The following is a 13166-nucleotide window of genomic DNA, read 5'->3' on the forward strand; positions in this document are numbered from 1 at the left end:
GCCATGTCTGAGTTCACGCGCAAGCTCGCCCTCATTGCCGCGGTGGTGCTCGTGCCCGCCGGACTCGCACTGGTCGCCGTGGCGATCGGTTCCGATACCGGCGCCCCGCCCGTCCGGGTCGAGGACGCGACGGTCGACATGCACGCGCCCCCCGGCCAGCAGGGGCGTACCTCGTCGTCGTCATCTCCCACGACGAACTCCTCCCCGACCCCCATCTCATCCCCCGGTGAGGCACCGGCGCCGGCGCCGGCGCGACCGGTGCCCGTGCAACCGGTTCAGCCGGTGGTGCCCTACTACGGAGACGACCGGGATGACGACTGGGACGATGGGTGGGACGACGACGGGGATGACTGGGATGACGACTGGGACGACTGAGACCGGCGCCGCCGAACGGGCGGACGCCACCTCGATCCCGGCGCGGTGGCGGATCGTCGGGTGGATCGTGCTCACCACCGCCCTGGTGCTGCTCGCCCTCGGTCTGACGCTCCGGACACTGCTCATGGCAGACGTCGACCGGACCGCGAACGCGGACGTGGTCCAGGAACTCGACGAGTTCCGCGCGTTCGTCCGTGAGGGCGTCGATCCGACGACCGCAGAGCCGTTCGACGATCCCGAACGACTGCTGCGGCTCTATCTCAGCCGCCAGATACCGGCGGCCGACGAGGTCCACCTGGGGATGGACGAGGCCCGGGTGTTCGCCGTGGACCGCTCCGCAGGCGATCCGAGCCCCTACGACCTCGCGGCCGATGCAGAACTCCTCGAGACCATCCGGGCCTCGGCCGACCCGTCGGGCATCGCCGACAGTCCGGTCGGCCCGGTCCGGTGGGGCAAGATGACCATCGCCGCCGGTGAGGCACCGGGCGGGGCGGACGCGGCCGCCGGCGAGTCGACGTTCGTGATCGCCGTGTTCACCGGGCCGGAACGTGCCGAGGTGGACTCCACCATGCGCGTCTTCGGTTGGGGGTCGCTCGGCGGCCTCGCGCTGACCGCACTGTTCGGCTACCTCGTGGCCGGACAGATCCTCGCGCCCGTCCGAGAGGTGCGCCTGGTGGCCGAGCGGATACAGGAGAGCGACCTCGACAGCCGGGTTCCGGTACACGGTCGCGACGACATCTCCCAGCTCGCCGAGACCTTCAACGCGATGCTCGACCGGATCGAGGGTGCCTACGACACCCAACGTCGGTTCGTCGACGACGCCGGTCACGAACTGCGGACCCCGATCACGGTGATCCGCGGTCACCTCGAGACGATGGATCCCGACGACGACCCCGCCGCCCGCGCCGAGACCCTCCGCCTCGTCGACTCCGAACTCGACCGCATGTCCCGGATCGTCTCCGACCTGCTCACCATGGCCAAGTCCGAGCGCCCCGACTTCGTCAGGCCGCGACCCGTCGACGCCGCCGAGCTGCTGCTGGACATCGAGTCCCAGGCCCAGCAGTTGGGTGACCGCCGGTGGGAACTCGTCGAGATCGCCGAGGGCGAGGCGTCCGTGGACCCGCAGCGGATCACCCAGGCCGTGCTCCAGCTCGCGTCCAACGCGGTCACCCATACCGAGGTGGGCGACCGGATCCGGATCGGGTCCCGGTGGGTCGACGGCCGCCTGGTGGTCTCCGTGGCCGACGAGGGCCCCGGGGTCGCGCCGGAGGACGCCGAACGCATCTTCCGCCGCTTCGACCGCGGCACCGCCGGGACCTCCGGTTCCGGTGGCGCCGGCCTCGGACTGGCCATCGTCACCGCGATCGCGACTGCCCACGGAGGCACCGTCACCCTCGACTCCACGCCCGGTCACGGCGCCACCTTCGCCGTCGACATCCCCGTTCCAGACCGCCCTCAGGAGGCCCAGCCGTGAACCGCATCCTCATCGCCGAGGACGACGCCCGGATCGTGTCGTTCCTCCAGAAGGGCCTGCACGCCGCCGGCTTCGTCACCTCCCATGTCGCCGACGGCCGCTCCGCCCTCGAGGCCATGCGGGCCGGCGACCACGACCTGGTGGTCCTCGACATCGGCCTCCCGCTGATGGACGGGTTCGAGGTGCTCGCCACCGCCCGCGGGTCGGGGATCACGACGCCGGTCGTCGTTCTCACCGCCCGCGACTCGGTGGACGACACCGTCCTCGGCCTGGAATCCGGGGCCAACGACTACCTGGCCAAGCCGTTCCACTTCGCCGAACTGCTCGCCCGGGTGCGTATCCGGCTGGGCGAGCGCGGTGAGTCAGCGGAGGCCACACCCGTCCTGCACCACGGCGATCTCACCCTCGACCTGCTCACCCGGATCGCCACCGTCGCCGGGCGACCCGTCGAGCTGACGAGCCGGGAGTTCGCGATGCTCAAGGTGTTCCTCAAGCACCCCGGGCAGGTGCTGTCGCGGGAGCAGATCCTGGCCCACGCCTGGGGATACGACTTCGACCCCGCCTCGAACGTCGTCGACGTGTACGTCCGCACACTGCGCCGCAAGATCGGCGCCGAACGGCTGGTCACCGTCCGCGGGGCCGGATACAAACTGTCGTGACCGCCGCCCCGTCTGATCGCGCGGCCTGACCCGGCGGCTCAGCAGAGCTCGCGGAACTGCTCCACCAGTCGGAGGCGACCCGGGGCGTCGAGCGCCATCGGGGTGACGGTGAGGGTGGTGGCGCCGGCCTCGCGGAACGCCTCGACGCGCTCGGCCACGTACCCCGCCGGGCCGATCAGAGAGACCGAGCGGACCAGTTCGTCGGGCACGGCCGCGGCGGCCTCGTCCTTCTTGCCGTCCAGGTACAGGTCCTGGATCCGGGCGGCCTCGGCCTCGTAGCCGTAGCGGCAGGCGAGCTCGTTGTAGAAGTTCTTGCCGCGGGCGCCCATCCCGCCGATGTAGAGGGCCAGGTGCGGGCGCACGAAGTCCAGGTAGCCGGGGACCTCGTCCTCCTCGCAGATCGCCAGCGCCGGCCCCGCGTAGACCTCGAGTTCGCCCAGGGACGCATCGCGCTTCTCGCGGCCGCGGGCCAGCGCGTCGCCCCAGGCCAGGTGCGCCTTCTCGGGGTGGAAGAAGAGCGGCTGCCAGCCGTTCGCGACCTCGGCCGCGAGCTCGACGTTCTTGGGGCCCAGGGCGGCGAGGATGATCGGGATGTCCTCGCGCACCGGGTGGTTGATGAGCTTGAGCGGCTTGCCCAGGCCGGTGCCCTGATCGGCGGGCAGGGGGATCTGGTACTTCTTTCCGTCGTGGACGACCTTCTCGCGGCGCCACACCTTCCGGCAGATCTCGATGATCTCGCGTGTGCGGGCCAGCGGGGCGTCGTACTTCACGCCGTGGAAACCCTCGACGACCTGCGGTCCGGAGGCGCCCAGGCCGAGGGTGAAGCGACCGTCGGAGACGTAGTCCAGGCCCGCCGCGGTCATCGCGGTGAGCGTGGGCGTGCGGGTGTAGATCTGCAGGATGCCCGAGGCCAGCTCCATGGTGGACGTCTTGGCCGCGAGGTAGCCGAGCTGGCTGACCGCGTCGAACGAGTAGGCCTCGGGGACGAACGCGATGTCCAGTCCCGCCCGCTCGAGGTCGGCGGCCTCCGCGGCCGTCTCGGCGAATCCGCCGCTGTAGTTGAGAGCCATTCCGATGCGCATGCGCGCAACGCTACCGGGGGGCCCGGTCACCCCGGATCACCACGTCGAGCTCGCTCCCGATCCGCACGAACACCCCGACCCGGCGACGCATCGGCGTATCGGTGCGTTCGTAGCCCACCAGCCGCATCCGCGCGTCGGAGGCGACCTCCAGGACGGTGTGCTCGGGCAGGTCGACGTCGGAGGTGGGGACGACGACGAGGTCGGCGGTCCCCAGCATCCGGGCCAGTCGCAGTCGGCGCGTCGGTTCGTCCCCCCGGCGACGCAGCCACCGGCGCACCGCGACCACACAGGCCGCGATCCCCCACGCGACGAGCGGGAGCAGCGCCACGAGCGTGAGCACCCAGCCGGGGCTCACCGCCGCACCGCCACGCGGGTGAACCGCATCGGGTCCAGCCAGGGGCCCCGCTGCACGAGTGCCCGCGTGCCCCCCACCGGTTCCAGGCCCCTGGACCGGGCCGCCGCGTAGACGACCGACCGGGGTAGCCGTAGCTCCCAGGGGCGGATGACCACCTCGTCGTCGTCGCCGTCGAGCCGCACCGCGAGCGCACGGGCGCGCCGACCGTGCCGGCCCCGATACCACCGCGCCGGGTCGATTTTCCGCATGCAACGGATCGTACGGGGCCGTAGGCTCGCCCCCATGGCACCGAAGCCCAGCCTTCAGTCCGAGTCACACCCCGCCGATCCCCGTGCGGCCGATCCGGAGCTCACCGACGACGGGCACGTCGTCGAGCCCAGCGCGGACGACTACCGTCACGCCACCGAACTCGAGATCAACCACGACTGGTACAAGTCCGCGGTGTTCTACGAGGTCCTGGTGCGGGCCTTCTACGATTCCGACGGCAACGGCACCGGCGATCTGCGCGGGCTCATCGAGAAGCTCGACTACCTCGAATGGCTCGGCGTGGACTGCCTGTGGCTGCCGCCGTTCTACGACTCGCCGCTGCGCGACGGCGGGTACGACATCCGCGACTTCCGCACCGTGCTGCCGGAGTTCGGCACCGTCGAGGACTTCGTGGAGCTCCTCGAGCAGGCGCACAGCCGGGGTATCCGGGTGATCACCGACCTGGTCATGAACCACACCTCCGACACCCACGCGTGGTTCCAGGAGTCCCGAGCGGACCCGACGGGCCCGTACGGCGACTTCTACGTCTGGTCGGACGATGACGCCCGGTACCCGGAGGCGCGCATCATCTTCGTCGACACCGAGTCGTCCAACTGGACCTACGACCCGGTGCGCGGACAGTTCTACTGGCACCGCTTCTTCTCCCACCAGCCCGACCTCAACTACGACAACCCCGAGGTCCAGGAGGCGATGATCGACGTCCTGCGCTTCTGGCTGGACCTGGGGATCGACGGGTTCCGCCTGGACGCCGTGCCGTACCTGTTCGAGCGCGACGGCACCAACTGCGAGAACCTGCCCGAGACCCACGAGTTCCTGCGCAAGTGCCGGGCCGTGGTCGAGGAGGAGTTCCCCGGGCGCGTGCTGCTGGCCGAGGCCAACCAGTGGCCCGAGGACGTGGTGGACTACTTCGGCGAGTCCGAGGTGGGCGACGAGTGCCACATGGCGTTCCACTTCCCGCTGATGCCGCGCATCTTCATGGCGGTGCGGCGGCAGTCCCGGTTCCCCGTCACCGAGATCCTCGCCCACACCCCGGACATTCCGTCCTCGGCCCAGTGGGCGATCTTCCTGCGCAACCACGACGAGCTGACGCTCGAGATGGTCACCGACGAGGAACGCGACTACATGTACGCCGAGTACGCCAAGGACCCGCGGATGAAGGCGAACATCGGCATCCGCCGGCGCCTGGCCCCGCTGCTCGACGGCGACACCAACCAGCTCGAGCTGTTCACCGCCCTGCTCCTGAGCCTGCCCGGGTCGCCGATGCTGTACTACGGCGACGAGATCGGCATGGGCGACAACATCTGGCTCGGCGACCGTGACGCCGTCCGCACCCCGATGCAGTGGAGCCCCGACCGCAACGCCGGCTTCTCCCGCTGCGACCCGGGCCGGCTGTACCTACCGGCGATCATGGACCCGCAGTACGGCTACCAGGGCGTCAACGTGGAGGCGCAGATGAACTCCACCGCCAGCCTGCTGCACTGGACGCGGCGCATGATCCACGTCCGCAAGGACCACCCCGCGTTCGGGCTGGGCGAGTTCACCGACCTCGGCGGGTCCAATCCGTCGATCCTGTCGTACCTGCGCTCGCTGGATTCCGACGGCACGGGCACCGACGTGATCCTGTGCGTCAACAACCTGTCGCGGTTCCCGCAGGCGGTGCGCCTGGACCTGGCGGAGCACGCTGGTCGTCAGCCCGTCGAGCTCACCGGCGGGGTGCCGTTCCCGGAGATCGACGCCGACCCGTACCAGCTCACGCTGCCCGGGTACGGCTTCTACTGGCTCGAGCTGCGCAGCCCGGAGGAGGGACCGCGATGACCGGACCAGGGACGTCGATCCCCGCCGTCGACGACGACACGATCGCCCGACTGCTCACCGACTGGCTGCCCGAACAGCGGTGGTTCGCCGGCAAGGGGCTGGAACTCACCGGAGTGCGGATCACCCGGCGCGAGGTGTTCCTGGACGATCCCGAGGTCCTGGTCGAGCACCTGCTGGTGGATCTCGAGGTGGACGGTCGGCCCCAGCGCTACCAGGTGCCGATCGCGACCGCGGCCGAGTTGCCGGGTGACCGACGGGCGTTCCCGTTGACCCCGGAGGGCGCCTCCCCCGTGATCTACGACGGACTGCGCGACCCCCGCGGCACCGAGTCCCTGCTCCGCCACCTGGCCGGGCAGGACGAGGTCGGCGGGCTGCGGTTCCGACTGGTCCCCGGCGCCACGCTTCCCGAGCCCACGTGGGGGCGGCTGCTGGAGGGTGAGCAGTCCAACTCGTCGCTGGTGTACGGTGACGACCTCATGGTCAAGGTGTTCCGGCTGGTCCAGCCGGGCGTGAACCCCGACGTGGAGCTGCACGCCGCGCTGGCCGACCGGGAGTGCCCGGCGGTGGCGGCGCTGCGGGGATGGGTGGAGTTGGACGACGACGACACCGCCGCCGGCGACACCGGGGCCGGGCCCACCACGCTCGCCATGGCCCAGGAGTTCATGGCCGGGGCGGCGGACGGGTGGGCGATGGCCACGGCGAGCGTGCGTGACCTGTTCGCCGAGGCCGACCTGCTCGCCGAGGAGGTCGGCACCGACTTCGCCGACGAGAGCTTCCGGCTGGGCGCGGCCGTCGCGCAGGTGCACGAGGACCTGGCGGCGGCGACCGGGGTGAGCACCCGGGACGGCACCGATCTGGTGGCGTCGATGCGGGCCCGCCTGGATGCGGCGGTGGCGGAGGTGCCGGAGCTGGCCGAGTTCGCCGACGCGGCCCGGGCGGTGTTCGACGAGGTGGCGGGATCCGGCCCGGTGCGGGTGCACCGCATCCACGGCGACCTGCACCTCGGCCAGACGCTGCGGGTCCCGGACCGGTGGATCGTCATCGACTTCGAGGGCGAGCCGGCCGCGCCCCTCGCCGAGCGACGGGTGGCCGACGCCCCCGCCCGCGACGTAGCCGGCATCCTGCGCAGTCTCGACTACGCGGCACAGCACACCCTGATCGGTGTGGAGGACCGGCAGCTGCGGTTCCGGGCCCGCGAGTGGCGCGACCGCAACGTCGACGCCTTCTGCGCGGGGTACGCCGAGGTCAGTGACTCCGACCCGCGCGAGACCGGTGCGCTGCTACGGGCCTACACGCTCGACAAGGCGCTGTACGAGGTCGTCTACGAGACGCGGAACCGACCCGGCTGGGTCGCGGTGCCGATGGGCGCGGTGCGGCGCATCCTCACCGCGGACTGACACGCCTGTCGCCCACCCGGCCGGTCGGGCGGGTGGGCGACAGGGGCGACACCGTGAGGCGTCAGTTGCTCGAGATCCGCTCCTTGGCCCACTTGTAGTCGGCCTTGCCCGCGGGCGAGCGTCGGATCTCGGGGACGTCGACGATCACCTTGGGGACCTTGTAGTTCGCCAGGGACTCGCGCAGGAACGCCGAGAGCTCCTCCTGCTCGGCCGACATGCCCTCGCGGAACGACACCACCGCGGCGACCTTCTGGCCGTACCGCTCGTCGGGTGCACCGGCGACCAGCGCGTCGTGGACGGCCGGGTGCGCCTTGAGCGCCTGCTCGACCTCCTCCGGGAACACCTTCTCGCCACCGGTGTTGATGCAACCCGAGCCGCGGCCCAGGAAGACGATGGTCCCGTCCTCGCGGATCTGGCCCATGTCACCGAGCACCGCCACCCGCTGGCCACCGACCTCCGGGAAGGTCTTGGCGGTCTTCTCCGGATCGTTCCAGTAACCGAGGGGGACATGGCCGCGTCGGACGATGTACCCGACCTCGTCCGACCCGGGCGTGATCGGACGGTTCGACTCGTCGATCACCCCGAGGCGCGGGGTGGGGGCCAGGAGCATCTCACCCTGCTCGTTGAGGTTCATCTCGCCGTCGTTGCCGGTCTCGGACGCGCCGAAATTGTCGCGGATGATGACGTTCGGGAACGCCTCGATCAGCCGGTCGCGGGAGGTCTTGGACCAGATGCCGCCGCCGGACGCGACCATGAACATGGCGCTGAAGTCCTTGGTCTCCTTGGCCGCGAGCAGGGCGTCGGTGATCGGGACCGCCATGCCGTCGCCGACGAACATCAGCAGCTGGGCCTTGTACTCGGCGGTCGCGTCCACGATCACCTCGGCGTCGAAGTCGCGGAACATGACCAGGTGGCCGCCCAAGTTGACGAAGGTCAGCAGGGTGAACAGGCCGGCGCCGTGCATGAGCGGGGCCGAGATGACGATCTTGAAACCGCCCTCGGGCGAGACGTTGTCCGCGACCTCCTGCGGGCTGTGCCGCTTGTCGCCGTACGGGTTACCGCCGGACAGGCACGCGTAGTAGTAGTCCGACATGTGCCACTGGACGCCCTTGGGGAACCCGGTGGTGCCACCCGTGTAGACGATCCAGTGGTCGTCGCCGCGCACGGGATCGAAGTCGCGCTCCGCGGACTGTCCCGGCAGCTCGGCGTCCACGTCGACGACCGTCAGGCCGTTCTCGGCGCAGGCGTCGGCGAGGACCTGCGGGACGCCACCCACGACGAGGACCGTGCGGGCGGTCTCGAGCTTGGGCACGGCGGCGGCCATGGTCTCCGCGAACTCCGCGTCGACCAGGACGGCGACCGACTGCGAGTCGTTGAACAGGTAGACCAGCTCGGCCGGGGTGTAGCGGTAGTTGACGTTGATCCCGGCCACCCGGATCTTCATGGCCGCGACGATGGCCGCCATGTGCTCGGCGCTGTTCTTCATGTACAGCGCGATATGGCTCTGCGGCTCCGCACCGTGGGCCTTGAGGAGATGACCCATCCGGTTGGCGAGCTCGTCGATCTGACGGTAGGTGTAGTCGACCCCGTCCATCGTGAGCAGGAGGTTGTCCGGGATCTTGTCGGCCACGGCCTCGAAGACGGCGGCCTCGTTCATCTCCGGATTGGTCCCGGCGAGGGGATCGGTGGACTGGTCGGCTGCTGCATCAGTCATCGGGCGGGTCCTTTGCACGCGGGGGGGCTAACTGTGTCGTCTCTCACATTGTGACCTGAACTTGTTCTCATGTCCAGACGCGGGTCTGACCTGCGCTGATTTCAGATTGCTGGAACAGGTTCTATTCACTATAGGCGGCCGCACCGGCAGGTCGCTGCAGCGGTGGGGCCGGGGAGGGCCTACATTGCGAACATGAGCGGATCACGGTCCAGAAATCCCGGCCCGCCGTACGACGGCGGTCTCCGGCTGCCGCGTTCGACGGGGTCGGGTGACGTGCCGCAGGATGGCCGTCGCTCGTCGGCGCGGGAGGCCGACCGGCCCTCGCGGCGGCGCGGCCCGACCCTGCACGGCCCGTCCGAGCAGGGCACTCTGCGGTCCCGCGGGCTCGCGGGAGGGCTGCGGATGTTCGTCCGCCCGGCGCTGGACAGGATGCCCGCGACGGACGTCTCGCTCGGCCGCCTGCGTGCGCTGACCTCCGGCGCCGGGCGGGCGGCCGCCCTGGAGAGCACCAACGACTGGTCCGGGGACGGGCCCGTGCCCGGCCTCTGGGTGGGCCGCAAACGCTTCTTCGACTCGGACAAGGTCATCTACCACATCCACGGGGGTGGTTTCACGTTCGGATCGCCGTGGTCGCACAAGGCCCTGGCGTCCAGGATCGCCAGCGAGACCGGCGTCCCCGTGTTCCTGCCGGACTACCGGCTCGCCCCGGAGCACCCGCACCCGGCGGCCACCGAGGACACGATCGCCGGGTGGGAGTGGCTGCTGGAGATGGGCTTCCCGGCCGAGAACATCGTGGTCGCCGGAGATTCCGCGGGGGGCAATCTGGCGATGCAGCTGGTCGCCCACCTCGAGCGGACCGGGGCGGCGATGCCCGCCGGCGTCGTCCTGCTCTCCCCGTGGGTCGACCTGGACTTCACCGACATGACCGCGCGGGACCGGGCGCGCAAGGACCCCTTCCTCGCGCTGGGGCTGGCCGAACTGTGTCGTCGCCAATACGCACCGGGTGTGGACACGGACGATCCGGCGATCTCCCCGATCAACTACGAGCCCTCGCCCGACTGGCCGCCGTTCCTCATCCAGTGCGGCGGCGAGGAGATCTTCAGCGGGGGGATCGAGAAGATGGCCGAGAACTTCGCCGAGCACGGGGTGCGCCACGAGTTCCAGCTGTGGCCCCACCAGTTCCACGTGTTCCAGGTCTTCCACCCCCTCGTCCCCGAGGCCAAGATCGCGGTGCGGGACATCGGATCGTTCGTGCGCGGCTGCCTGCGGGGCTGAGCCACTCGGGCAGGCCACGCCCGAGGGCGGCAGCCCGCCCCGAGGCCGCTGTCAGACGGTGAGCACCAGGCCCGAGGTGGGCACGCCGGTGCCCGCGGTGACGACGAGCTTCTCGGCGCCGGGGACCTGGTTGACCGAGTCACCGCGGAGCTGACGGACGCCCTCGGCGATGCCGTTCATCCCGTGGATGTAGGCCTCCCCGAGCTGGCCGCCGTGGGTGTTGAGCGGGAGCCGTCCGCCCACCTCGAGCGCGCCGGGCTCGCGGACGAAGTCCTTGGCCTCACCGCGACCGCAGAAGCCCAGCTCCTCGAGCTGCATGAGGACGTACGGGGTGAAGTGGTCGTAGAGGACGGCCATGTCCATGTCGTCCGGACGCAGCCCGGACTGCGCCCACAGCTGGTCACCGACGATGCCCATCTCCGGCAGTCCCGCGAGCTCGGGGCGGTAGTACGAGGTCATGATGTACTGGTCCGGCCCGGACCCGGACGCCGCCGCCGCGATCGACACCGGCGTGTGCGGCAGGTCGCGGGCCCGCTCGGGCGTGGTCACCACGATCGCCTGACCGCCGTCGGACTCCTGGCAGCAGTCCAGCAGGTGCAGCGGCTCGGCGATGTAGCGCGAGTTCTGGTGGTCGTCCAACGTGATGGGCTTGCCGTGGAAGAACGCGGCGGGATTGGTCGCGGCGTGCTTGCGGTCGACCACCGCGACCCGGCCGAAGTCCTCGCTCGTGGCGCCGTACTCGTGCATGTAGCGCTGCGCGACCATGGCCACGAACCCGGCCGGGGTGGACAGGCCGTGCGGGTAGGAGAAGGCGTTGTCCGTGCCGGAGGAGTTGACCTGCTGCACCAGCGCCGAGTTGACCTGGCCGAAGCGCATCCCGGAGCGCTCGTTGAACGCGCGGTAGCAGACCACGACCTCGGCCACGCCGGTCGCCACGGCCATCGCGGCCTGCTGCACGGTCGCGCAGGCGGCGCCGCCGCCGTAGTGGATGCGGGAGAAGAAGTTCAGGCTGCCGATCCCGGCGGCCCGGGCCACCGCGATCTCGGTGTTGGTGTCCATGGTGAACGACACCAGGCCGTCGACGTCCGAGGGCTGCAGCCCGGCGTCGGCGACGGCCGCCTGCACGGCCTCGGCGGCCAGCCGCAGCTCGGAGCGGCCGGAGTCCTTGGAGAAGTCGGTGGCGCCGATGCCGACGATCGCAGCCTTGTCTGCCAGGGTGCTCACTGCGGGTCTCCGTTCATGTAGAGGGTGGCCGTCGAGGTGACGTGCGCGCCCAGTGAGTCCGTGCCGACGATCTTCAGCGTGACCAGCCCGTCGTCGTCGACCCCGGTCACCTCGCCGGTGAGGGTGAGGGAGTCGTAGGCGTACCAGGGCACGCCCAGGCGCAGCTTGATGGACGTGATGCGCGCCCGCTGGCCCGCCCAGTCGGTGACGAACCGCTGCACCAGACCGGTGTCGGTGAGGATGTTGACGAAGATGTCCTTCGAGCCCTTCTGATGGGCCAGGTCGCGGTCGTGGTGGACGTCCTGGAAGTCCCGCGTCGCCAGGGCGGACGCCACGATGAACGTCGGCGTGCCCTCGATGGTCAGCTCGGGGAGCCGGTCCCCCACCGCCACGGCGGGCGGGGTGGCCGGACAGACGGTACGGTTCTCGCTCACTTGACGGCCCCTTCGGTTCTTGCGGGTGACCCCGCGGATTCCTGACGGTCGACAGGGCGTGCCCCGGCCGGGCGCCAGGCGTACAGCGTCCACGGGTCGGTGCCGAACGCGGCGTCGGCGGAGGAGTCGCCGGGCATGTCGAGGAACTCCACCTCGACCTCCATGCCGATCCGGACCTCCGCCGGCTCGACGTCGCGCAGCTCGCCGAGCATGCGCACGCCCTCCTCCAGCTCCACCAGCGCGATCACGAACGGGAACCTGGTGCGGCCCGGCACGCGCGGGGCGTGATGGACCACGAAGCTGTACACGGTGCCGCGGCCCGAGGAGACCACGTAGTCGGTCTGCTCGGACCTGTCCTTCCACAGCGCCGGGACGGGCGGGTGCTGCAGCGAGCCGTCCTCGCGGGTCTGGATGCGCAGCTCGTGGGCGGCGACGCCGTCCCAGAAGAACTGCGTGTCGTGCGAGACCGAGGGGCGCAGGACCTTGCCCACCACCAGGTCGTCGGTGGCCGAGCCGGAGCTGGCCACGATCTGGTCGGCGGGCGCCGGCTCGGGCTCGGCGGGCTTCGCCGCGGGGCGGAACTTGAGGATGCGGAAGTCCATCTCCGCGACGACCTCGTCACCGACGCGCCAGTAGTTGCGGGTGGTGAAGAACCAGCCCTCCCCCAGGCCCGTGGTCTTGGGGCCGACCACGTCCACCAGGACGGACTCGATGGTCACCTCCTCGCCCGGGCGGGTGTACCGGTGGTAGGTGGAGTCGCAGTTGGTCGCGACGACCGAGGTGAAGCCCTCGGCGTCGAGGAGGTCGGTCATCCGACCCAGCGGGTCGTCGGCCTCACGGGTCTTACCGAGCCCGCGCATGGTCCACACCTGCGCCATGGCCGGCGGTGCGACCGGTCCGCCGTGTCCGGCCGCGCGTGCGGCCTCCTCGGAGGAGTAGATGGGGTTGGTGTCACCGATCGCCTCGGTCCAGTTGCGGATCATCGGCGTGTTGATCGGGTCGCGGCCCGCACGGCGGGCGCTGCCGCCGGAGGCGCGGACCTCCTCGGCGGCGGCGAGGATACGGGCGGCCTGCTCGTCACTCATGGGTACCTTC

Annotated in this window: 13 protein-coding genes; 6 read left to right on the forward strand and 7 right to left on the reverse strand. The window is 70.6% G+C overall.

The window, feature by feature from the left end; genetic code table 11:
• Positions 1-3 precede the first annotated feature (3 nt).
• From AC3DEV_RS03365 to AC3DEV_RS03375, 3 genes are read left to right on the forward strand one after another with little or no spacing between them, the layout of a single operon-like run.
• The gene (locus tag AC3DEV_RS03365; RefSeq protein ID WP_488371299.1) at positions 4-375 is read left to right on the forward strand and encodes a hypothetical protein; all 372 of its coding nucleotides are present in this window, start codon (positions 4-6) and stop codon (positions 373-375) included.
• A complete protein-coding gene (locus tag AC3DEV_RS03370) occupies positions 356-1849 on the forward strand; it encodes a sensor histidine kinase (protein WP_396444144.1) in 1494 nt (497 codons plus the stop codon). Before AC3DEV_RS03365 ends, AC3DEV_RS03370 begins: the two co-directional genes overlap by 20 nt.
• A complete protein-coding gene (locus tag AC3DEV_RS03375; RefSeq protein WP_067711728.1) occupies positions 1846-2508 on the forward strand; it encodes a response regulator transcription factor in 663 nt (220 codons plus the stop codon). Before AC3DEV_RS03370 ends, AC3DEV_RS03375 begins: the two co-directional genes overlap by 4 nt.
• 38 nt (positions 2509-2546) lie before the next feature.
• Here the strand turns inward: AC3DEV_RS03375 and AC3DEV_RS03380 are convergent, their stop codons facing one another.
• Genes AC3DEV_RS03380 through AC3DEV_RS03390 form a run of 3 tightly spaced genes read right to left on the reverse strand, consistent with a single transcriptional unit; the run spans position 2547 to position 4193 of the window.
• Positions 2547-3590, reverse strand: a complete 1044-nt coding sequence (locus AC3DEV_RS03380; protein WP_067711725.1) for an LLM class F420-dependent oxidoreductase — start codon at positions 3588-3590, stop codon at positions 2547-2549.
• 10 nt (positions 3591-3600) lie between these two features.
• The gene (locus AC3DEV_RS03385; RefSeq protein WP_182635985.1) at positions 3601-3945 is read right to left on the reverse strand and encodes a hypothetical protein; all 345 of its coding nucleotides are present in this window, start codon (positions 3943-3945) and stop codon (positions 3601-3603) included.
• Entirely contained in the window at positions 3942-4193 is a 252-nt protein-coding gene (locus AC3DEV_RS03390; protein WP_067711720.1) for a hypothetical protein, read from the reverse strand. Before AC3DEV_RS03390 ends, AC3DEV_RS03385 begins: the two co-directional genes overlap by 4 nt.
• Positions 4194-4227: 34 nt before the next feature.
• Between AC3DEV_RS03390 and treS the strand changes: the two genes are divergently transcribed.
• Complete coding sequence (gene treS, locus AC3DEV_RS03395; protein ID WP_488371300.1) at positions 4228-6027, forward strand: maltose alpha-D-glucosyltransferase; 1800 nt, start codon at positions 4228-4230, stop codon at positions 6025-6027.
• Positions 6024-7424, forward strand: a complete 1401-nt coding sequence (locus AC3DEV_RS03400) for a maltokinase N-terminal cap-like domain-containing protein (protein WP_488371301.1) — start codon at positions 6024-6026, stop codon at positions 7422-7424. The genes treS and AC3DEV_RS03400 overlap by 4 nt, the downstream gene beginning before the upstream one ends.
• A 61-nt stretch (positions 7425-7485) precedes the next feature.
• Here the strand turns inward: AC3DEV_RS03400 and AC3DEV_RS03405 are convergent, their stop codons facing one another.
• Complete coding sequence (locus AC3DEV_RS03405; protein ID WP_067711713.1) at positions 7486-9138, reverse strand: AMP-binding protein; 1653 nt, start codon at positions 9136-9138, stop codon at positions 7486-7488.
• A gap of 192 nt (positions 9139-9330) precedes the next feature.
• On the opposite strand from AC3DEV_RS03405, the gene AC3DEV_RS03410 reads away from it, so the two are divergent.
• Positions 9331-10413 carry an alpha/beta hydrolase gene (locus AC3DEV_RS03410; protein WP_488371302.1) on the forward strand — a complete coding sequence of 361 codons (1083 nt, stop codon included), beginning with the start codon at positions 9331-9333 and terminating at the stop codon, positions 10411-10413.
• A gap of 51 nt (positions 10414-10464) precedes the next feature.
• Here AC3DEV_RS03410 and AC3DEV_RS03415 read toward each other — a convergent pair whose 3' ends face one another.
• From AC3DEV_RS03415 to AC3DEV_RS03425, 3 genes are read right to left on the reverse strand one after another with little or no spacing between them, the layout of a single operon-like run.
• Entirely contained in the window at positions 10465-11637 is a 1173-nt protein-coding gene (locus AC3DEV_RS03415; protein ID WP_488371303.1) for a lipid-transfer protein, read from the reverse strand.
• Complete coding sequence (locus AC3DEV_RS03420) at positions 11634-12071, reverse strand: MaoC family dehydratase (protein ID WP_488371304.1); 438 nt, start codon at positions 12069-12071, stop codon at positions 11634-11636. The genes AC3DEV_RS03415 and AC3DEV_RS03420 overlap by 4 nt, the downstream gene beginning before the upstream one ends.
• Positions 12068-13156 (reverse strand): bifunctional MaoC family dehydratase N-terminal/OB-fold nucleic acid binding domain-containing protein, encoded by a 1089-nt coding sequence (locus AC3DEV_RS03425; protein ID WP_067711701.1) that lies wholly within the window; start codon positions 13154-13156, stop codon positions 12068-12070. Before AC3DEV_RS03425 ends, AC3DEV_RS03420 begins: the two co-directional genes overlap by 4 nt.
• Positions 13157-13166: the final 10 nt, after the last annotated feature.

The sequence above is a fragment of the Dietzia sp. IBK-p2-15D genome, assembly GCF_057773105.1.